Source organism: Vasconcelosia minhoensis LEGE 07310 (assembly GCF_015207255.1).
Taxonomy (GTDB): Bacteria; Cyanobacteriota; Cyanobacteriia; order Phormidesmidales; family Phormidesmidaceae; genus Vasconcelosia; species Vasconcelosia minhoensis.
Genome location: NZ_JADEXG010000060.1, coordinates 13,186 through 32,461, shown reverse-complemented (window position 1 = coordinate 32,461; position 19,276 = coordinate 13,186). Strand labels below are relative to the sequence as shown.

The following is a 19,276-nucleotide window of genomic DNA, read 5'->3' as shown; positions in this document are numbered from 1 at the left end:
GGGTGAATGGGTAGGGGGTGTTCGCGAAGCGTCGCCGTAGGCGTTAGGAGTAATGTGTAGGGGCCGGGTCTCCCTGCCCGCGTAGCGAGGTTATTGAGTAATGGGAATGGTTAAGGGCTGAGTGGTCAGGCGCTTGAGGAACCGGGTAGCGGCTTCGGGGCTGAGCTGCTTGAGCAGCCGATTGACGGCGCTGAGGACGGCCATTAGCGAGGCAGTGACGATGTTTTCGTGGATGCCGACGCCGTGGAGGGAGCCTTCGACTGGGTCGCTGGTGATTTCGACGATCGCGATCGCGCTGGCCCAGCTGCCGTAAGTGAGCGATCGCTCTTCATAATGGCGGATGCGAATGTCTAAATCCAGCCCTGCCAATCCGTCAATAAAGGCATCAATCGGTCCATTGCCCTGCCCCTGGAGGCGGATCGGCTGGCCCTGCACCTTGATCTGAGCGGTGAGGACTTCGGTTTGGGCGCGATCCTCGGCCCGCACAGTTTTATGCCAGTCATAGGCGAGCGGCTCGGTGGCTTGGACATATTCGGTTTGGAAGATCTGCCAGATTTCTGCCGCGCTCACCTCCCGACCGCTGGCGTCCATCACCCGCTGTACCACCTGACTAAATTCTATTTGTAACCGTCGCGGCAGGACTACGCCGTAGTCCTGCTCTAGCAAAAAGGCAATGCCGCCCTTGCCCGACTGGCTATTGACCCGGACGACTGACTCATAGCTGCGGCCCACGTCGGCGGGGTCCATCGGCAGGTAGGGAACGTTCCAGCGGTCTTCCGGCTGTCTGGCCGCGAATCCTTTCCTGATCGCGTCCTGGTGTGACCCTGAAAAAGCGGTAAAGACCAGGTCACCGGCGTAGGGATGGCGGGGATGGATTGGCAGCTGGGTGCAGTCTTTCACCACCTGGGCCACCCGATCGATCTGGGAAAAGTCGAGCCCGGGATGGATGCCCTGGGTGTAGAGATTCATCGCCAGAATGACCAGGTCTACGTTGCCGGTGCGTTCGCCATTGCCAAATAGGCAGCCCTCCACCCGGTCGGCTCCGGCCATCTGCCCCAGCTCTGCCGCCGCGATGCCGCAGCCACGATCGTTGTGGGGGTGGACGCTGAGGACGACGCGATCGCGCCAGTTCAGCTGCCGGTGCATCCATTCCACCTGGTCGGCAAAGACGTTGGGGGTGGCGACTTCGACGCTGGCGGGCAGGTTGATCACGGCTTTGCGGTCGGGGCTGGGCTGCCAGATGTCGAGTACGGCATTGCAGATATCCCGGGCAAAGGGCAGCTCGGTTGAAGTGAAGACCTCGGGCGAATATTCAAACCGCCAGTGGGTCTGGGGCTGCTCAGCAGCCAGATCCTTAATCAGCTGGGCGGCTGAGGTCGCGAGCTGGACGGTGCCCGCTTGATCTAGCCCGAAGACGACCTGCCGAAATACCGGAGCCGTTGCATTGTAGACATGCACAATCGCCCGTTCTGCCCCCTGCAGCGACTCAAAGGTGCGGCGAATCAGCGGCTCGCGGGCGGGCGTCAGCACCTGGAGGGTCACGTCATCGGGAATCAGGCGCTGCTCAATCAGGTGGCGGATAAAGCCAAACTCGGTCTGTGACGCGGCGGGGAAGCCGATCTCAATTTCCTTCAGGCCGACCTCGACCAGGGTTTGGAACAGCCGCAGCTTGCGGGCCAGGTCCATCGGCTCGATTAGTGCCTGGTTGCCGTCGCGCAGATCGGTACTGAGCCAGACTGGCGGCTGGGTAATCGTCTGGCTGGGCCAGCGGCGGTCGGGCAAATGAATCGGCTGAAAGGGCTGATATTTGGTTTCTGGATGGGTCAACATGATGGATTACTCGCAATGAAGAATGGGCGGGCCAATCGAATTCGGCCCGGCTGGACTGGCTGAATTCCAAACAGGATGAATCAGCTAGAACAGAAATATTTAAAGGATTGAAAAGCTTGTTGCCTGAGGCGATTTGAAGAATATTAATGCCCCAAGGGCAGCAGCAGCCCTAGCCCAAGCAGAGACTGGGGTAGGAGACGGTGAGATCGCTGCTGAGCTGCCAACATGGGTTCACAATATGCGCTGAGCCAAATCTTAGCCCGCTGGAAAAGCGACGTCAAGGACTGAAGGAATGAAAGCTTCAGCCGCTGGACAGAAGCCAATCAGCCCTAGATTGTATACACTTCAAGCTATCCACTTTTTCTATCCGTTCTGATTAAACCTATGAGCATTCAGAAAGCGCCGCTGCCCTCCTTTGAAGAAGCGCTGGCGACAGCTGATCAGGTCAGCAACGTAATCAGAACGTTCGGCATCCAGATTTTCAAAAATACGGCTAGCGCGGCGGTGGGCCATGCCACCAAAGCCGGGAAGGTGGTTAACGATTCAGCCCATGATGTGCTGTCGCAGACGACGGAGACGGTGGGCCGCACGATTGACCCGATCGCCAAGAACCCCGCCGTAGACTACATCGCTAAAGTTCCTGGCCTGAGCTGGCTGATCAATGCGCTGGGCAAAGTCGATACGAATAAAGCCCGCACCGAAGTAGAGGCGCTGCGGGCCAAGCATCCGCTGGAGGCCCCTGACCAGCTAGCTCATCGGCTTGTGGTCGATTCCACCGTCCGCGCTGGGGGCATTGGCCTGGCAACAAACATCATTCCACCGGTGGCGCTGGGCCTGTTCGCGGTAGACATCGCCGCCGTTTCCAAAATCCAGGCAGAAATGCTCTACCGGATTGCCGCTGCCTACGGTTTTGACGTGAACGATCCGGCTCGCAACGGCGAGGCACTAACCATTTTTGGCCTTTCCCTGGGCACCTCCGGCGCGCTCAAAACGGGCCTGAGCGCAGTCGAGCTGCTGCCCATCGTCGGGGCCGTCGTCGGCGCATCGAGCAATGCCGGAATCATCTACACCCTGGGCGTCGGGGCCTGTCGTTTCTATGAGACTAAGTTAGAAAAGCTGAATGCTTAGCAAGCTGCTTTTTGGGAGGCACTTTTTTAGAATCGATGAAGTTGCTCACTGTGCGGGTACCCAGCAGATTAGTGAGTCTCTTTACCTAATCTCGCACTCTGCTGTCCCAAATGAGCCGAAACCGATTCTTCTCATCGAGCATGAAGTCAATCAGCGCTGCCCAGCTCTCGAACCATAAGTACTTGGTGAGCGCCAGGATATCTTGAAAGAAGCCTTTGCGAGTGCCGCGCTGCTGACGCATCTGTTGATAGCGCTCATCGGCTAGATGCAAGATTGTATGAAAATTGTATGAAACAGAATGCCAACAGGTTCAGCGTTAGTAAAAAGGTCGCCAGATGCTGTTTGCCATGGCCAACGGTAGAGGCTGATAAACACCGGAAACAGCCCCGCTGCTGCTAGCTGGTCAAGGATATTGCGAATCTGCGGGACGCAACGAGTCCCTTCAACCACTACGGCGGCCCTGTCATTGAGGGTGCGATCGCGCTCAATTCACGATCAGATGTACTTAAGATCGTCTGTACTGCTATCCTAGAGGGTGCAAAACCTTGGCCCGGCCTGCACTGCGTCCGAATGATTCCCAAGCGGCTGACGATTCGGAATTTTTTGAGCTATCGAGACCTGACGCTCGACTTTAGCGGGCTGCATGTCGCCTGTATCTGCGGACCAAACGGGGCGGGGAAGTCCTCCTTATTAGAGGCGATCGCCTGGGCCGTCTGGGGCCAGAGTCGGGTAGCGGCAGAAGATGACATCGTCTACCAGGGCCAAGTCGAAGCGACGGTGGACTTTGTCTTTACCCACAGCGCTCAGACCTATCGGGTGCTGCGATCGCGGCGGCGCAATCAGGGCAGCACGCTGGAATTCCAGGTCGAGGCTGGGGATGGATTTCGGGTGCTGACCCAGCGGGGGATGCGGGCCACCCAGCAGCAGATTTTGCAGCATCTGAAAATTGACTACGACACCTTCGTCAACTCGGCCTACCTGCGCCAGGGCCGGGCTGACGAATTTATGCTGAAGCGACCGCGCGATCGCAAGCAGGTGCTGGCTGACCTGCTCAAGCTCGACCACTACGATCGGCTGGGCGAACAGGCCCGCGAACAGGCCCGCGACGCTAGGGCTCAGGTACAGCTGCTCGAAACCGCCGTAGCCGGTCTAACCGCTCAGCTCCAGCAGCGCACCGCGATCGCCGTGGCCCACACCGCCCTGGAAGCCGAGCTCGCCGCGGCCGAAACGACGGCTCAAGACCAGCAGCAGCAGCTCAGCCAGCTGCGCCACCAGCAGCAGCAGCGGCAGGGCTGGCAGCAGCAGCTGGCGTTAGAACAGCAGCAGCTAGGACCATTAGAGGCCAGCGTCCAGCGCGTGTCCGACGATCGAGTCCAGATCCAGCAGCAGATGCTGCAAATGCAGCATCTGCTAGACCAGGCCGAGGCGATTGGCACAGGCTATCAGCAATTCCAGCAGCTCCAGGCCGAAGCCGCCCAGCAGGGGCTGAAGTTTCAGACCTATCAGCCCGCCCAAGCCGAGCGATCGCGCCTCCAGCAGCAAACGGCTGCCGTCCTCAGCCAGCTTCAGGCCGACGGGCAGGCGGCCCGGCAGCGGCTGGCCGACCTGGACGCCGCCGAGCAGGAGCAGCAGCAGATCCTCAGCCAGCGCCAGACGATTCAGGAGCATCTCAGCCAGCTGCAGGCAGCCCGCACCCGGCTGCGCGACCTCGACCAGCGGCAGCTGCGGGTAGCGCCCCTGCGACAGCGGCAGCGGCAGCTCCAGGCCCAGATCGAGCGGGCGGAAGCCAGCCTCAGCGCCCGCCTAGAGGCGATTCAGCAGGCCCAGCAGCGGCTCCAGGCCCAGCAGACCCAGCAGCCCGAGCTGATTCAGGCGGCGGTTGAAGTGACCCACCGGATTGACTACCTGGAGCAGCGCCGCAGCTACCAAGAAGACGTCCGCCAGAAGGGCAGCGAGCGGCGCGGCTTCATGGAACGCTTGCAGGCCGATCAGCGCAACTACGAAGCCCAGATGGCCCAGCTCGATCAAAAAATTCAGCTGCTCTCAGCCCCGGAAGCCTGCTGCCCGCTGTGCGACCAGCCGCTCGACCCGCCGCGCTGGGACCGGCTGCTGCTGCGTCACCGGCAGGAGCGTAGCGAAATCCAAGACCGGCTCTGGGTGATTCGCGAGCAGCTGACCACCTCGGAGCGAGAAATCCAGGTGCTGCGGCGAGAATATCGAGAGCTGGAGACCGAGCTGGCAAAATATGCGCCGGTCTTGCAGCAGCGCGGCCAGCTGCAGGCCCGGCTCGACACCGTCAGCGACCTGCAAAGCCGCCTGCATGAGCTGACTACAGAGCGCCAGCAGCTCACCCAGTGCCTAGCCGACAACCGCTATGCTGAAGACCTCCAGGCCGAGCTAGGCCAGCTTGAGCAGCAGTTAGAGCAGCTGCCTTACGACGACCGCGACCATGCTCTGGCGCGATCGCAGGTCGATCGGCTGCGCTGGGCCGAGGTGAAGCAGGCCAGCCTCCAGCAGGCCGAGCGGCGGCTGGCCCAGCTCCAGGCCCAGCGTACCGCTCTGGAGCAGCAGCTGGCGCAGATCCAGGCCCAGCTCGACGGGTTTGCTAGCCATCCCCTGCAGCAGCAGCTCGCCGCTGTCGAAGCTCAAATTGCCGCCCTCGACTACGACTTAGAACAGCATCAGCAGCTACGCTTAGCGCTAGACCAGGCTAGGGTCTGGCAGGCAAGTCATCAGGCATTAGCGCAGGCCCAGCAGCAGCAGCCCGGCCTCCATCAGCGGCTAGATGAGCTCGACAGACGCCTCGGCCAGCGACAGCAGGCTCAGGCTGACGTAACCGCTCGGGTCGCTCAGCTTCAGCAACAGCTAGACGCTAACCCAGACCCGCAGACCGCTTTGACCCAGCTGGAAGCCCAACGGCAGACCGATCAAGCCAAACGTGAGCAGCAGCTGGCCCAGCTGGGACGGCTTCAGCAGCAGCTGGCCCAGTTCGAGCAGCTTCAGGCTCAGCTGGATCAGCAGCAGCAGACCCTCCAGCAGGCCCGGCGACAGCAGCAGGTCTACCAGTCGCTGGCCGACGCCTTTGGCCCTAACGGCATCCAGGCGCTGATGATCGAAAACCTGCTGCCGCAGCTGGAGGCGGTGGCCAACCAGATTTTGGGACGGCTCAGCGCCCACCAGCTGCATGTCCAGTTTGTCACTCAGCGGGCCGGGCGCAGCCGCCATAAGCTAATTGATACGTTAGATATCCTAATCGCCGACCCTCAAGGAACAAGGGCCTATGAAACCTACTCCGGCGGCGAAGCCTTTCGGGTAAATTTTGCCATCCGGCTGGCGCTGGCCCGACTGCTGGCCCAGCGCTCCGGCACGGCGCTGCAAATGCTCATTATCGACGAGGGCTTTGGCACCCAGGACCAGGCGGGCTGCGATCGCCTAGTCGCCGCCATTAACGCGATTGCGTCTGACTTTGCCTGCATTCTTACCATTACCCATATGCCCCACTTCCGCGAGGCCTTTCAAACTCGGATTGACGTCTGCAAAACGGCCACAGGTTCACAGATTGAGATTTCGGGCTAGGCCGCCAGCGGCAGCGCTCGGCCTCAACCCAAGCGTTCTGTTGTAGCAGCTCTTGTAGTAGCTCTCGCTCCGCCTGCATACCCTTCAGCTGGAAAGTGGCAGAGTTCCACAATAACGACTACCTGCTCAAGGGTGGGGTCGCCTGACTATCAAATTCTCAACGATTTATTACCAAACTGGATTTACGTAATATGAAGTCGAAGATCGTTTCTTCACGAGCGATGATCTCGGCACGTCCCTCTATACCTGACCGAATAGGACATTCTTTGTCGCCTGCTTTCAAAGTTAACCTTTGAGGCTCAACCATGACGTTATAGAAAGTATCTCCTACTAGACCATTATTTTCATTCTCTGGTGTAGAGTTAGCGTCGGGTGAAATGGTACGAACAACGCCAGGCAACGTGCCAAACTGCGAGAATGGACAGGCCGAAATTCGCATTTTAACAGGCTGATCTACGCTCACTTTGCTGATTTCTTTGCCAGGCACGAGTGCCTGTACCTTCAGCTCAGCACCATCTGGGAAAATTTTAGCAACCGTTTCGCCAGGTCGGATAACTTGGTTGGTGTTACGCAAACTCAGTGCCTGAATGGTTCCAGCAGTTGGTGCTTTTAGTTCTGTGCGCATAAGGTCTTTTGTAACCTGTTCAAGTTTTTGAGCGTTACTATTCAAAGTCTCATTCATTTCCGAGCGCTGCTGCATAAGCTGGGACTGCCTTTGCCTAAACTGAGAAACAGCAACAGCCGCTTAAGCGCGGATCTGATCAATTTTTTCTTGAGCGACCGTAACGTCGGCGTTCGTTGGATTTAGGGCTGCTGTCAGCTTATCTAGCTGGATTCTACAGCGGCTTGCTTTTGGGCTAGCTCTAGCTGAGCGATCGCACCCTGCTCTAATAGCTGCTGATAGCTCATCAATTCTTCTTCAGCTGAGAGCAGGCCGAGGCGATGGACTTTGTTGGTCTAGACCACAGCCATCATCAGGTGGAATCGGGGCATCATCGCCGGGAGCATCGGCGAGTCTGGGCCGTGCCGGTCGCGGTGATGGTAGGGTTACCCCAAATCCAGGGTAAGCGCAAGAATCAATAAAGACTGCCTTATTGAGAAAAATGGCCGCGCCTATGTCAACAGGGTAAAGCTATTGAGAAAGGCGAGTACGAAAAACTGGGGCTTCTAGCCACGTCTGCAGCGCCCAAAAGCCAATGCATACTTTGGATACGATTTTCTTGCGCTTACCCTGGGCCGGTGGTACCTGATGGCACGACCTTGCCAGTCGTAGTCCTGGTAAGTAGTTAGTCGAAATTAATTACACAACAGAAAAGCCATAGCCCCTGACGTGTCGTTGACATTAGCAGAATATTTTGTAATTTTCATTGTTCAGGTACTTAATGGCTGATAGGTAGCTCAAGCTGCTCGGCAACAAAGATTTGAGCACAGTGCGGGATTTCGTTCTTCTGGACTGGAAAGCGCCCCTCTCGCTGGAAAAACTTCAACAGCAGGGCAAACCCCAGTCGGTTGACGCTGCGCTTTTGGAGCACCAGGGTTCGTTCGCCGGGCTCCAGTGTCCACGATTCCATCAGTTCTATAGCTGACCACTTGCGCCTCATAGGGGCTCCTCAGGCTCGTCTGCTTTGGAGCGTAGATCACCCTGATTAACAATAAGCTGAACTTATGTTTAAACGACTATTGCCAAAACTGAAGCTGGAAAAATCGGTCTCTGGAACGCCCTGATAGAAAGCGTTGCAGCCTTATTTCCCCTGGTGACAGCTTCGCTTCAATTACCCCTGATTGCTTCGTACTGAAGAATGTTGACACTATGCTTGGTCACGGGAAAGCTCTTGGCCTTGGGCCTCAGCTGCAATTGGATTTGAGCGTTGTTTAGACCGCTGAGCCAGGATGCCATATCGAGGGGCAAATACCATCGTGATCACAAACAATAGCGTCAGGAGCACCACGATGCTACCGCCTGTAGAGACATCAAAGTGATAGCTGAGATAAGTGCCCAACACACAAGAGAAGACGCTGCTGGCAATCGAAATTCCCAGCATGTGGTCAAAGCGATCGGTCAACAAATAGGCGATTGACCCAGGCGTTACCAGCATCGCAATCACGAGAATGATGCCCGCCGTCTGCAAGGCCGTTACGATAGTGAGTGCCAGTACAGAGAGCAAGGTGTAATAGATAAACTCGGTGTTGAGCCCGATCGCCTTAGCATGGTTAGGGTCAAAACAGAACAGCAGCAGGTCTTTACGCCGCAGAAAAATCACGGTCAGGGTGATAACTCCCGCAATTAGAGTTTGGACGATGTCCTGTTGGGAAATCCCCAGTACGTTGCCAAACAGAATATGAAACAAGTCGATGTTACTGGGAATTTTTGTCACCAGCACGATCCCAAAGGCAAAAAAACCAGTAAACACGACCCCAATGACGGCATCTTCCTTCAGCCGAGTTTTTGACTTGACATAGCCGATCGCAACGGTCGCCCCAAATCCAAACAGGAAAGCGCCAACCGCAAAGGGAATATTCAGTGCGTAGGCGACCACCACACCCGGCACCACTGCGTGGGATACCGCATCGCCCATCAGCGACCAGCCTTTGAGGGTGATGTAGCAGGAGAGGGCAGCACAAACAAAGCCGACAAAGGCACTGACCCAGATGGCCTGTCTTAAAAAACCGTACTGTAAGGGTTCAACTAGCCAGTCCCAAAGGGGAATGGCCGCGACTAAATCACTCATACCTCTGCCTCAGACTGGCGGGACTTCTGGCGCAGGCTGCTGACGGGCAAGCCGCCAAAGGTCATCGCCAGGTTCTCCTCGGTAAAGGTTTCTGCCGTCGTTCCCGAGGCCAGGATGGTTTGATTGAGCAGGATAGTGCGATCGCAAAAGGTCGAAATCGAGGCCAGGTCATGGGTAGACACCAGGATGGTATGGCCTTCTTGCCGCAGCTGCATCAGCAGATCGATCATCCGCTTCTCGGTTTTCACATCCACACCGGTAAACGGCTCATCCAGCAAAATCACTTTGCCTTCCTGAGCTAGCGCCCGGGCCAGAAAGGCCCGCTTTTTCTGACCGCCGGAGAGTTCGCCAATTTGACGATGGCGAAAGTCGCTCATATTCACCCGTTCCAGGCTTTCCATCACCAGGCGACGGTCTTTGGCGCTGGGAATCCGCAGCAGGTTCATATAGCCATAGCGGCCCATCATCACCACGTCGAAAACGTTGATGGGAAAGTTCCAGTCCACTTCGTCCGCCTGTGGAACATAGGCCATGAGCTGTCGCTTTTGGGCTTTTTGCACCGGGAAACCGCCCACCCGAATCTGCCCCTGGCTGGGCTGCAAAAATCCCATGATAGATTTGAATAAAGTAGACTTGCCACTGCCGTTTGGCCCTACCAGGCCGGTGATGGTTCCCGCTTCTACGGTGCAGTTGGCATTGTAGAGGGCGAGTCGAGCATTGCTGTAGGTCACGCTGAGGTCATCTACGGTGATATTGAGCGTTGAAGTTGTAGATTGCATATCTTTCATCAAAAGTAAGCGGCTGTATGTGTTGGTTGCTCATGCCTAAGCCCTATCGGAGCTTGAGCTACCGGGCATTGCTGCCCGCCAGCAGACCGTTGGTAATGGTGAGGGCATCGTATTCCAGCAGTTCTAAAAAGGTCGGTACCGGGCCATCTGCCGTAGACAGCGAGTCCACATAGAGGTTGCCGCCAAACCGTGCTCCCGTCGTTTGAGCGACTTGCTTTTGCCCTTCATCATTGACGGTGCTTTCGCAGAAAATGGTGGGTACATCATTAGTCTCAACTGCCTCAATCACGTTCTTCACCTGCTTAGGTGTGAACTGCTGCTCAGCGTTAATCGGCCACATGTAAATCTCCTTCATGTCGTAGTCGCGGGCCAGGTAGGAAAAGGCCCCCTCACAGCTGACCAAATAACGTCGGTTTTCGGCCACTTGCTCAAGATCGCTCTCAAGATCTTGGTCAATAGCGCTGAGCTGTTCGCTGTAGGCCGCCGCATTGGCGTTATACCTGTCGGCATTCTCAGGGTCTAGTGCGACAAAGGCTAGGCGAATATTCTCGACGTAGACCAGCGCATTCTGGGGCGACATCCAGGCATGGGGATTGGGTTTGTCACTGTACGGCCCTTCAGCGATGGGAATCGGCTCAATGCCTTCAGTCAGAACCACCGAGGGCACATCCTGCACGCTGCCTAAGAACTGCTCAAACCAGCGCTCCAGGCCCATGCCGTTGTAGAGAATCAGGTCGGCATCTTGGGCTTTGGCAATGTCGCTGGGCGTGGGCTCGTAGCCATGGATTTCTGCGCCAATGCGAGTAATCGATTCCACCACCAGCCTGTCGCCTGCCACGTTTTGAGCCATGTCCGCTAGGACTGTGAAGGTTGTCAACACCTTCTTTTTACCGTCAGTATCGGCTGGCTGATCAGTCGCGAGGTCTGCTGTCTCAGCACCCTCTGGGCTAGGTGAGGTGGCTTCTGGTGCAGCACAGCCCGTAAACCACACCCCCAGCGCCAGGCTGGAGGCAAAGACAGTGCTCCTTGAAAAGAGTACTTGCATAAGGCCACTCCAATTTCATAATCGTTTCATATTTCATAATTATCTCATAATTCAGAATATAGCAACCACTTCATCACGCTTCATAAATTGGGAATAGCTTTGAAAGAAATACAGCCTTTGGAATAGCGCCTCGACCGCTGCCTTTAGACGGCTAGTTACAAATCTAAATGACTGAAGCCTGGGTCGAAATGATACGATTTACCCAATTCATCGGTTCTAGCGGGGACCAGCCGCTAGAGGAAACGGGGAAAGTGCAGTGAAAATCTGCCGCTGTCCCGCAGCTGTGAAGGAGGGTTCCGCCTCCCAGTCAGAATGCCCGTCGATGGTTAATCCGGTTTGTTTATTTATCTGCGAGGTACAGATGAACCAATATTTTGCGTCTTTAAAGTTCCCAAAGGCGAGCTGCTCATTGCGTCAGGCTGGGCGGGTCGCGTTTTTGGCGATGATGGGGCTCCTCTTCAGCTCTCCGGCGCTAGCGCACCATCCCTTTGGGGGAGAAACGCCTGACTCTGTTTTTGAAGCCTTTGTCTCAGGGCTAGGGCACCCTGTGATTGGCCTCGACCACCTGGCTTTTGTGATTGCAGCGGGGCTGCTGGCAGCGGTGATGGGCCGCGGCTTAGTCATCCCGGTCGCCTTTGTAATCGCATCTCTAGCTGGAACGGGCATTCACCTGATGAGCCTTGACTTGCCTGCGCCTGAACTCTTTATTTCTGCTTCGGTACTGGTATTTGGAATTTTGCTGGCCATGAAATCCCAGCCCAATCGCGCTACTGTAGCTGGGCTGGCGGCGATCGCAGGCGTCTTTCACGGCTACGCCTACGGCGAGGCGATTGTCGGGGCTGAGATGGGGCCGCTAGTGGCTTATCTGGTGGGATTTGCGGTCATCCAGATGGCGATCGCGCTGATGGCGTACTGGGTCGGCCGCGCCGTATCGCAGCAAGCGGCTGAGCCATCCGGTATCGGGCTGAGGTTTGCTGGCTTTGTCATTTGCGGCGTCGGAGGGACATTTTTATCGACCCTGATTGTCGATACGATGCTACCGGCCTAAGCTTTTTAAGGCAATATGTTCGCTTCAGTACTCGTGAAGTCTGACGGAGACTGGGAAAATGGCTACTTTTTTAGAAGCTCAGCCAAGAGCCGACCACTTTGCTCAGGCGTGGCGCTCCCTCGCAGAAAGTCGAGTTTTACCATTCTCGTTACTGGCTATAGGTACCGCCAGTAACGTCATTTATGCTCATGCCCCGCTTGTTGCTTTTACCGCTGTGGGGGGTGTACTCCTATCCCGACGGCGGGCCTTGGCAGTGTCGCTCCTAATTTGGTTGGTCAATCAGGGGATTGGGTTTGGCCTTAGGGACTACCCTCTGACATCCGTTGCGTTGACTTGGGGAGCCTTGATGGGATTAGGGACGGTCATGGTTGTCGCGTTCGCAAGTTGGCGACCGGCATTCAGCCAGTCCAATTGGGCAGGACATCTTGCGTGGACGGCGATCGCCGTCTTAATCGGGTTTGGGCTCTATCAAGGCTTAATTCTGCTGGCATTTCCCCTGCTGGCGGATGGACACACCATGGGCTGGAATATCATTGCCCAACTGTTCCTGAAGCAGCTTGTCTGGGCAGGTGCAATGATACTAGGGCACAGTCTTCTCATGTGGCGTAGGCTGATGGCTACTCATTTGGCACAGTTCTGACGGCTCCTTCCAGAACAGTCAGGTACTCGACTAGGCCGTAAGGCTGGAATTGATTCCCCCGGCTTCAGGCATTGACTGGCTTGGGCCGATATTTCCGGCAAAACAGGGTGGAGGCCGCTCACCTTCTATGTCAGGACGCCTCCTTCGAGAAGTCATCGTAGTTAAACCAAGGAAATAGAACAATGCATACACTGAAGGCTCTTTGGAGCGTGGCACTGCCTCTAATCCCATTCACGCTCACCCTAATGAGTGGTGAAGCCTTAGGCGCTAATTTCTCCAAAGCTACTTTTGATCCGGGCAAAATTGATTCTGGCATTCCTGGCTTTTGAGTCTATTGGGCCTGAGGATGAGATGGTCTCAGCGTCGGGTCAGGCTATTGGAGAAGTCGTAATGCAAGTTAGCGATAGCGTTTGGCAGGGCTGTTTTGGCTATTGGCAGCCGCTATTCATTCAAACAAACCTGTTGCCCTTGGGTCATGCTGCCTGGCAGGGATATGTTACCCAAGGACAGGGACTTGTAAGCTGCAATGTAGAGGTCATTGATGCCAAAATCTTGGACTGGAGTAGGGATGTGGTGCGATACAACATCCGGTTCATTCCTGCAGGTGAGATGCCGATCTATTTGAGGTCTCACCTTGTAAAGGCCAATTTTACAGAGCGACTGATGGCAACAGTGCAAACCTACCATCCCGATCAGGACATTCTGATCGCTATATGTAGCGATGGACAGATAAACATCAATTTATTGCAGAACTTAGCGATCTCACCTCCCGACTGCTACCGCCAGGTGCGTAACCGCTGGGAAGAATTCGCCCTGGAATTGAGTCAGTAGAGGTATGACAATGACACCTGAACCTGGAGCTGACTGGCAACAAACCTTTGGCGCTGGGCTTATAGAACCCATTTGGGATCTTTCAGATTTTGAATTAAGCTAGTGGGCATAGTCTAACGTAGCTAAACCTCGTCCATCTTGGAACCAGGAGTTTTAAAAATACGTCAAGAGAGCTGACAATCTACTCAGTACATGAGAATTGCGATGCTAAAAGTCAAGGTCGAGAAATGGGGACAAAGCGCAGAGCACTTGAGGCACTTAGCTACAATGAAAAAGGCCCAGAGGCGCTACTTTATCGGCACACAGGCGGCGGCCACCCCCCCTTTGCCCGAGCACGTCCAGCAAGCGTTAGCTACGGTCATTAATGACCGTCTTGAGATTGCCGCCACCCCCCCTCAGCAGCGTCAGGCCGCAGCAGTGCTCCCCCGCTAGACGCTGAAACGTCTAGTCGCATGGGTGAAGACCAGGTTTCAAATTGAGTGCTCTCGCGATCCCTGGCGCAAAGTCCTCAAAACGCTGGGCTTTTCTTGGAAGAAAGCCCGCAAGCTGCTGAACAAAGCCAATCCCCAGCAGCGTGCTGGGTTTCTGAAGGTGTCTTTCTACGGGCTCTATTTGTATGACTTAGCCCAGGTTAGAATTTGGCCCTATGAGGCGGGTAATCAAGACAATACGGTCGAGGTGCTGGAACGGCTACGCGCTGAATTCCCTGACTTACCCATCAAGTTAGTCTGGGATGGGGCACCTTATCACCGCGCTAAGCGGGTCAGCGCCTCTGCCCATGACCTCAACATTGGTTTAGTTCCCTTACCGGCCTACAGTCCTGACTTCATGCCGGTTGAACATCTGGGGCACTGGCTCCGCGAGGAGATCACCTATCACACGTGCTACGAGCGCGAGGCTGACCTAATCGCTCAGGTTGAGCGGTTTCAATTCAGACTCAATGACGACCCGCTTGCCCTATCTCAGCGATTGTGGGTTTCTACTCAGCTCGACCCTGAAGTCGAAAAACTTCGGGTCTCAACTTAGACGAGGCTTATGTTTGGCTTGACACATCAACCCAAGCTGTTTCCAAGAATGTCTGACATTCACGATAGCAGGGAAGTTTGAGAAGACAGGGTTGGAAGCCTCTGGCCTTAGGCGTGGGGAGGAAAGGCCACTCGCTATATGGAATCATCCGACTCACAGGTCCGCCACCGGCGGGTCATGTCAACCTGTTGATGACGCTGGTGGCCTTTGGGCATAGCGTGATAGGGCTACTTGCCGCTTGGGGGCGGCTCCAGCAGCAGTTGGCTCAGTTTAACCAGCTCCAGACCTAGTTCGACCAGCAGCAGCAAGCGCTACAGATCGTCCGGCAGCAGCAGGTCTACCAGTCGCTGACTGAAGCCTTCAGCTGCAAAGGCATCTAGGCGTTCCCACAGAGCCTTTCAAGCCCGGATTGACGTCTGTAAAACGGCTACAGCTTCGCAGATGGAGATTTCGGGCTAGGCCGCCAGCGGCAGCTCCACAGCCAGGACCTCGGCATAGAACTGCTGGAGCTGTTTGGTCGCCGCCGCCCAGCCCCAGCGCTCGGCCTCGACCCGGGCATTCTGCCGCAGCAGCTCGCGCTCCGCCCGCATCGCCAGCAGCCGCTGGGTCGCCGCGATCGCGCTGGCATCATCCATTGGGTCAAACATAAAGCCGTTGACGCCGTCGGTGACAATGTCGGGGATGCCGCCGGCATTGGCCGCAATCACCGGGCAGCCCGCCGCCATCGCCTCTAGCAGCACCAGCCCCAGCGTTTCCGTCCGAGAGGGGAAGACAAAGGCATCGGCGGAGGCATAGGCTGCCCCCAGGTCTTCCCCTTCTAAATAGCCGACAAAGTGGGCCGGGGTACCTTCAAAATACTTTTCCAGCTCTTCCCGGTAGGGGCCATCGCCGACCAGCGCCAGCCGGGCCTCAGGGATCGCTTCGAGCACCGGCCTGATTCGGTCGATTTCCTTCTCTGCCGAAAGCCGACCGATGTAGAGCAGCAGCGGCGCGTCGGGCTCGCCGCGAGACAGGCGATCGCGCATTTCTCGACTCCGCAGCTCGGGCCGAAATAGCTCCGTATCGACCCCGCGCTGCCACACCTGCACCCGCTCAATGTCGTGCTCGGTGAGGGCCTGCTGCATGGCGGTGGAGGTGCAAAGGTTGAGCCGGGCCTGGTTGTGCATGGCCTTCAGCAGCTCCCAGAGCACCCCTTCGAGCATCCCCAGGCCGTAGTGCTCCAGGTACTTGGGCAGGTGGGTATGGTAGGAGGCGACCAGGGGAATCTCCAACGACTTGCTGTAGTAAATACCCGCCAACCCTAAGACGGCTGGATTGACCACGTGAATCAGGTCGGGTTCAAAGCCCTCCACCGCCTCGCGAATCGAGGGTCGCGGCAGGGCCAGCTTCAGCTCTGGGTAGAGCGGCAGGGGAAATCCCGAAACGCCGTACACCTGAGCGCCTTTATACTCGGTCAGGCCGCCCTCCGGGCAGAACACACAGACCTGGTGACCGAGCCGCTGCAGGTGCTCGACCGTATGCTTGAGCCGGGTGACGATGCCGTCTACCTTGGGCAGAAAGGTTTCGGTAAATAGGGCAATACGCATGGGAGGGGATGGAAAATGCCTCGATCGGGTGACCTACCGCCGCCAGCTGACGGTCGGCAGAATCTGCTTTTTATCCACCCGGTGCCGGTACTTCACAGCTGTGTTCAGCAGCGAGTCGAGCAGCGAGTCGGAGAGGTAGTGAGGATTCAGACCCAGGTCAATGAGCTGGGTATTTTTGGCATTGAAGTAATGCGCTTCGAGCTCGACGCGGGGATTTTCCAGGTGGTTGAGCTCTACATTTAGCCCCATGGTGGTGCCGGCTTTTTTCACCATCATCGCCAGGTCGCTGATGCTGAACATCTCCGTGAACTGGTTAAAGACGCGGAACTCGCCGGCGTTGGCCGGGTTGTTGACGGCGATTTCGATGCAGCGGACGGTATCGCGAATGTCTAGCAGGGCGCGGGTTTGGCCGCCGCTGCCGTAGACGGTGAGGGGATGGCCGACGGCGGCCTGGATGCAGAAGCGGTTCAGGGCTGTGCCAAAGACGCCGTCATAGTCGAGCCGGTTGATCAGCAGCTCATCCATGCCGGTTTCTTCGGTCAGCACGCCGTAGACGATGCCCTGGTTCAGGTCGGTGGCGCGGAGGCCCCAGATTTTGCAGGCGAAGTGAATATTGTGCGAGTCGTGAACTTTGCTCAGGTGGTAGAAGGAGCCGGGCTGCTTGGGATAGGGCAGAGTATCTTTGCGGCCGTTGTGCTCGATGGTGATGTAGCCTTCTTCGATATCGATGTTGGGCGTGCCGTATTCGCCCATGGTACCCAGCTTGATCAGGTGGCAGTCGGGGAAGCGATCGCGCAGCGCGTAGAGCAAATTCAGATTGCCCAGGACGTTATTCGCCTGGGTTAAGACCGCGTGCTCCCGATCGATCATCGAGAAGGGGGCCGAGCGCTGTTCGCCAAAGTGGACGACGGCGTCGGGCTCAAACTGGAGCAGCGAGGCTTCTAAAAAAGGATAGTTGTTAATATCGCCGATAAATAGGTCGATCTGCTTGCCGGTCAGGTCCTGCCAGCGCTGTAGCCGGGTTTGGATGGGCGCGATCGGCGTTAGCGTCTCAGCCTGCAGCTCCATGTCCCAATGTCGCCGCACCAGGCTATCTAAGATGCCGACCTGATGCCCCTGATTGGAAAGGTAGAGCGCCGTTGCCCAACCGCAGTAGCCGTCGCCGCCAATTACTAAGACTCGCATGTCACTTCTCAATGAAACCTGATGCTAAATTTAGCAGGTTGGGGGGACGGATTGAGAAGAAAGGGCCGGAAAAAAGGCCGGAACAGGCAAAAGGGCAGAATCAGCGGCATAATTTTAGCAGTCTTTGCCCCCCAAAATAGATTTACAGGTCTAGAGAACTAGTCACCTCTGCCGTCCTCCTTATATATTGATGCCAATTCTGCTCCCGATCGTTTCCCAATCGTTTCCCCAATAACTTTTTATGGGAGAGCTTGAACCCATCTTCCCACTCAAGGCCATTGTCTTTCAGGGCCTGTTTTTGCTGGTCGCGATCGCGCTCGAAGCGGGCCTGCTGCGGCAGCGACTGTACCTGGGGTTCAAAGACAGCGTGCAGTATGCCACCGTGATTAACCTGGCGGCGACGGTGGTGGGCTGGTTCGCCTTTTTGCTGCTAGAGCCGCTGGCCCCGCCTGCCCTAGAGGCGCAGATTATCAGCTATGTGCTATTCGATCGGCTGACCTTCAACAGCTGGACCACTCGGGTCGGGGCAATCGTACTGATCAGCGGGCTGACCGCCTTTTTTGTCACCCTGCTAATCAAGCTCAAGGGGCTGGAGCTGATGATGCGTACGGCCGGTACCTGGACGATTCCCAATCAGCCCGAGCGGCTGTCCCGGATCCAACGCTACGCCCGGGCCAGAAGCGGCAATACCGACCAGCAGCAGGCGATGGGCCGCTTTTCCAATGCCGTCCTCCAGGCCAATGCGCTGAGCTTTTCGGCCCTGCTGCTGCTGCTGCTGCTGCGCACGTTCGCCAGGGAGTGGAGCTGATGATCGAAGCCTTTCGCGATTCCCTCGACCGAATCCGAATTTTAATCACGCCGACGCAGTATTTTGCCTGGCAGACGCTGCTGCTGCTGAGCATTTTCTCCTGGCTGATGGCTATCCTGGCTGAAGTGCTCGACGCGGCGACACTGACGGTCAATATCCTCAGCACCTGTAGCTGGATTTCTCTAACCGCAGCAATCTGGTGGGCGCTGTGGCGAAACCCGGTGCGGGTTGCTGGCTTTTCCATTAGCGCCTGGATTACCGGCGCGGTGCTGTGCCTGTTCCTGTTTAACCCCTGGCCGCCGGAGCGGCTACGCTGGGCGCTGGCCGCCTGGCCGCTAATCTCGACCGCAATTCGGGCTTTGCCGAGCTTTTTTCGCTGGGATTTGGAATTCAAGCGACCGAAGCCAGAGGTCCAGCAGGAGCTGGTGCTGATTCTACTGCTGAATCTGCTGCTCACCAGCTGGATTCTGTTTTACTTTCAGGTTCAGTCGTGGTTTGGCCGCTATCCCAGCCTGCTGGTCAATGATTTTGACCGCAGCGCCTTTGTCTACGATTTCTCTAGCGACTTTGAGCGGATTCCCCAGGGAGTGCTGCTGCTCGAGAGCGCGGCCGATGCCCTGGAGCAGCAGCTCAACGGCATTCCCTGGCCGCGCACCGAGCGCTGGCTGCTGAATAGTGAAGCGCAGGTCGCCGATATTGCCCGCGAGATTCCGCGCGCTGCGCTCTATGCGCCTGAAGAGAGCCTGTTCTGGAAACTCGGCGCGCCGCCGCCGATCGGGGCTGCAGGCGGCTATCGGCTCAATTTTCGGGCCTACTGGCGGGGGCCAGTCGCGCGTGAAAATGGGTACTATCTAGAAAAATCCTGCCAGCTCACGCCCCAGCGACGGACTCGCCCTGCTCCCCCCAGCCGTCCGTCCCCCAGTGGCCGCAGCCCGGCGGTGCCCCCGGTCGAGTATGAGACCACTATCGTGCAGTGCGATACGGCCGTACCCGAGCCGCAGTGGATCGATGCGAGCGCGGTGGATTAGGGCATGATAGGCTCGCTGAGCATTTAAG

19 protein-coding genes and 1 riboswitch are annotated in these 19,276 nt (G+C 56.9%); of the genes, 10 read left to right on the top strand and 9 right to left on the bottom strand.

Annotated features, from left to right (window positions below; translation table 11 throughout):
- Positions 1-90: 90 nt before the first annotated feature.
- On the bottom strand, positions 91-1,830 hold the full coding sequence (gene leuA / locus IQ241_RS20135) for a 2-isopropylmalate synthase (protein ID WP_193910681.1): 1,740 nt from the start codon (positions 1,828-1,830) through the stop codon (positions 91-93).
- 384 nt (positions 1,831-2,214) lie between these two features.
- Between leuA and IQ241_RS20130 the strand changes: the two genes are divergently transcribed.
- Positions 2,215-2,958: an EcsC family protein gene (locus IQ241_RS20130; protein ID WP_193910679.1), complete on the top strand. Its 744-nt coding sequence runs from the start codon at positions 2,215-2,217 to the stop codon at positions 2,956-2,958.
- Positions 2,959-3,043: 85 nt separating this feature from the next.
- On the opposite strand, the gene IQ241_RS20125 is transcribed toward IQ241_RS20130, so the two are convergent.
- Positions 3,044-3,229, bottom strand: a complete 186-nt coding sequence (locus IQ241_RS20125; protein WP_228021892.1) for a hypothetical protein — start codon at positions 3,227-3,229, stop codon at positions 3,044-3,046.
- Between the two features lie 299 nt (positions 3,230-3,528).
- On the opposite strand from IQ241_RS20125, the gene sbcC reads away from it, so the two are divergent.
- Complete coding sequence (gene sbcC, locus IQ241_RS20120) at positions 3,529-6,534, top strand: exonuclease subunit SbcC (protein ID WP_193910677.1); 3,006 nt, start codon at positions 3,529-3,531, stop codon at positions 6,532-6,534.
- A 157-nt stretch (positions 6,535-6,691) separates the two neighbouring features.
- On the opposite strand, the gene IQ241_RS20115 is transcribed toward sbcC, so the two are convergent.
- Positions 6,692-7,234 carry an HlyD family secretion protein gene (locus tag IQ241_RS20115; RefSeq protein WP_193910675.1) on the bottom strand — a complete coding sequence of 181 codons (543 nt, stop codon included), beginning with the start codon at positions 7,232-7,234 and terminating at the stop codon, positions 6,692-6,694.
- 242 nt (positions 7,235-7,476) lie between these two features.
- Here IQ241_RS20115 and IQ241_RS20110 point away from each other — a divergent pair, with 242 nt between their 5' ends.
- The gene (locus IQ241_RS20110) at positions 7,477-7,617 is read left to right on the top strand and encodes a hypothetical protein (protein WP_193910673.1); all 141 of its coding nucleotides are present in this window, start codon (positions 7,477-7,479) and stop codon (positions 7,615-7,617) included.
- A gap of 296 nt (positions 7,618-7,913) precedes the next feature.
- Here IQ241_RS20110 and IQ241_RS20105 read toward each other — a convergent pair whose 3' ends face one another.
- The 4 genes from IQ241_RS20105 to IQ241_RS20090 all read right to left on the bottom strand — a co-directional run bounded on the left by IQ241_RS20105 (position 7,914) and on the right by IQ241_RS20090 (position 11,096).
- On the bottom strand, positions 7,914-8,135 hold the full coding sequence (locus IQ241_RS20105; RefSeq protein ID WP_193910671.1) for a DUF4158 domain-containing protein: 222 nt from the start codon (positions 8,133-8,135) through the stop codon (positions 7,914-7,916).
- Between the two features lie 207 nt (positions 8,136-8,342).
- Positions 8,343-9,263, bottom strand: coding sequence for a metal ABC transporter permease (locus tag IQ241_RS20100; RefSeq protein ID WP_193910669.1), 921 nt, complete (start codon positions 9,261-9,263; stop codon positions 8,343-8,345).
- Positions 9,260-10,042 carry a metal ABC transporter ATP-binding protein gene (locus IQ241_RS20095; protein WP_193910667.1) on the bottom strand — a complete coding sequence of 261 codons (783 nt, stop codon included), beginning with the start codon at positions 10,040-10,042 and terminating at the stop codon, positions 9,260-9,262. Before IQ241_RS20095 ends, IQ241_RS20100 begins: the two co-directional genes overlap by 4 nt.
- A 67-nt stretch (positions 10,043-10,109) precedes the next feature.
- Positions 10,110-11,096, bottom strand: coding sequence for a metal ABC transporter substrate-binding protein (locus IQ241_RS20090; RefSeq protein ID WP_193910665.1), 987 nt, complete (start codon positions 11,094-11,096; stop codon positions 10,110-10,112).
- Between the two features lie 194 nt (positions 11,097-11,290).
- Positions 11,291-11,434, top strand: a riboswitch (cobalamin riboswitch).
- Between the two features lie 23 nt (positions 11,435-11,457).
- Between IQ241_RS20090 and IQ241_RS20085 the strand changes: the two genes are divergently transcribed.
- The 5 genes from IQ241_RS20085 to IQ241_RS20065 all read left to right on the top strand — a co-directional run bounded on the left by IQ241_RS20085 (position 11,458) and on the right by IQ241_RS20065 (position 14,641).
- The gene (locus IQ241_RS20085) at positions 11,458-12,144 is read left to right on the top strand and encodes a HupE/UreJ family protein (protein WP_228021891.1); all 687 of its coding nucleotides are present in this window, start codon (positions 11,458-11,460) and stop codon (positions 12,142-12,144) included.
- A gap of 364 nt (positions 12,145-12,508) precedes the next feature.
- The gene (locus IQ241_RS20080) at positions 12,509-12,784 is read left to right on the top strand and encodes a hypothetical protein (RefSeq protein WP_193910661.1); all 276 of its coding nucleotides are present in this window, start codon (positions 12,509-12,511) and stop codon (positions 12,782-12,784) included.
- Positions 12,785-13,174: 390 nt separating this feature from the next.
- Positions 13,175-13,615: a hypothetical protein gene (locus IQ241_RS20075; protein WP_193910659.1), complete on the top strand. Its 441-nt coding sequence runs from the start codon at positions 13,175-13,177 to the stop codon at positions 13,613-13,615.
- A gap of 267 nt (positions 13,616-13,882) precedes the next feature.
- The gene (locus tag IQ241_RS20070) at positions 13,883-14,047 is read left to right on the top strand and encodes a hypothetical protein (protein WP_193910657.1); all 165 of its coding nucleotides are present in this window, start codon (positions 13,883-13,885) and stop codon (positions 14,045-14,047) included.
- Between the two features lie 3 nt (positions 14,048-14,050).
- Entirely contained in the window at positions 14,051-14,641 is a 591-nt protein-coding gene (locus IQ241_RS20065) for a transposase (RefSeq protein ID WP_228021894.1), read from the top strand.
- Positions 14,642-15,096: 455 nt separating this feature from the next.
- Here IQ241_RS20065 and IQ241_RS20060 read toward each other — a convergent pair whose 3' ends face one another.
- Both IQ241_RS20060 and IQ241_RS20055 read right to left on the bottom strand, forming a co-directional pair.
- Complete coding sequence (locus IQ241_RS20060) at positions 15,097-16,227, bottom strand: glycosyltransferase family 4 protein (protein ID WP_193910653.1); 1,131 nt, start codon at positions 16,225-16,227, stop codon at positions 15,097-15,099.
- A gap of 33 nt (positions 16,228-16,260) precedes the next feature.
- Positions 16,261-17,412 (bottom strand): NAD-dependent epimerase/dehydratase family protein, encoded by a 1,152-nt coding sequence (locus IQ241_RS20055; RefSeq protein ID WP_193910651.1) that lies wholly within the window; start codon positions 17,410-17,412, stop codon positions 16,261-16,263.
- Positions 17,413-17,653: 241 nt separating this feature from the next.
- On the opposite strand from IQ241_RS20055, the gene fraC reads away from it, so the two are divergent.
- Complete coding sequence (fraC, locus tag IQ241_RS20050) at positions 17,654-18,220, top strand: filament integrity protein FraC (RefSeq protein WP_193910649.1); 567 nt, start codon at positions 17,654-17,656, stop codon at positions 18,218-18,220.
- On the top strand, positions 18,220-19,248 hold the full coding sequence (locus IQ241_RS20045; RefSeq protein WP_193910647.1) for a DUF5357 family protein: 1,029 nt from the start codon (positions 18,220-18,222) through the stop codon (positions 19,246-19,248). Before fraC ends, IQ241_RS20045 begins: the two co-directional genes overlap by 1 nt.
- Positions 19,249-19,276 lie beyond the last annotated feature (28 nt).